1 rRNA gene is annotated in these 1,370 nt (G+C 54.9%); it reads left to right on the top strand.

The window, feature by feature from the left end:
- Window positions 1-34: 34 nt before the first annotated feature.
- A 23S ribosomal RNA gene (locus ACFULQ_RS49120) occupies window positions 35-1,370 on the top strand; the annotation flags it as partial.

The raw sequence follows: 1,370 nt of genomic DNA, 5'->3' as shown, positions 1-1,370 counted from the left end.
GCGGTGCAGGCCAGCCTCGGTGCCGGTCGGGGAGATCCCGGCCGGGTCGGGCACCGTGTGCCTACAAGTAGTCAGAGCCCGTTAACGGGTGATGGCGTGCCTTTTGTAGAATGAACCGGCGAGTTACGATCCCGTGCAAGGTTAAGCAGAAGATGCGGAGCCGCAGCGAAAGCGAGTCTGAATAGGGCGCATGAGTACGTGGTCGTAGACCCGAAACCAGGTGATCTACCCATGTCCAGGGTGAAGTTCAGGTAACACTGAATGGAGGCCCGAACCCACGCACGTTGAAAAGTGCGGGGATGAGGTGTGGGTAGGGGTGAAATGCCAATCGAACCTGGAGATAGCTGGTTCTCTCCGAAATAGCTTTAGGGCTAGCCTCAAGGTAAGAGTCTTGGAGGTAGAGCACTGATTGGACTAGGGGCCCCTACCGGGTTACCGAATTCAGTCAAACTCCGAATGCCGATGACTTATCCTTGGGAGTCAGACTGCGAGTGATAAGATCCGTAGTCGAAAGGGAAACAGCCCAGACCGCCAGCTAAGGTCCCAAAGTATACGTTAAGTGGAAAAGGATGTGGAGTTGCTTAGACAACCAGGATGTTGGCTTAGAAGCAGCCACCATTTAAAGAGTGCGTAATAGCTCACTGGTCGAGTGACTCTGCGCCGAAAATGTACCGGGGCTAAACGTATCACCGAAGCTGCGGACTGTTCTTCGAACAGTGGTAGGAGAGCGTTCTAAGGGCTGTGAAGCCAGACCGGAAGGACTGGTGGAGCGCTTAGAAGTGAGAATGCCGGTATGAGTAGCGAAAGAGGGGTGAGAATCCCCTCCACCGAATGCCTAAGGTTTCCTGAGGAAGGCTCGTCCGCTCAGGGTTAGTCGGGACCTAAGCCGAGGCCGAAAGGCGTAGGCGATGGACAACAGGTTGATATTCCTGTACCACCTCCTCACCATTTGAGCAATGGGGGGACGCAGGAGGATAGGGTAAGCGCGGTATTGGATATCCGCGTCCAAGCAGTTAGGCTGGGAAATAGGCAAATCCGTTTCCCGTGAAGGCTGAGCTGTGATGGCGAGCGAAATTTAGTAGCGAAGTTCCTGATTCCACACTGCCAAGAAAAGCCTCTAGCGAGGTGAGAGGTGCCCGTACCGCAAACCGACACAGGTAGGCGAGGAGAGAATCCTAAGGTGATCGAGAGAACTCTCGTTAAGGAACTCGGCAAAATGACCCCGTAACTTCGGGAGAAGGGGTGCTCTGTTAGGGTGCAAGCCCGAGAGAGCCGCAGTGAATAGGCCCAGGCGACTGTTTAGCAAAAACACAGGTCTCTGCGAAGCCGTAAGGCGAAGTATAGGGGCTGACGCCTGCCCGGTGCTGGAA

This window comes from Streptomyces sp. NPDC057253 (genome assembly GCF_042669125.1).
Lineage (GTDB): Bacteria > Actinomycetota > Actinomycetes > Streptomycetales > Streptomycetaceae > Streptomyces.
The sequence above is the reverse complement of the archived record's forward strand: the minus strand, read 5'-3'. Positions and strand labels throughout refer to the sequence as shown.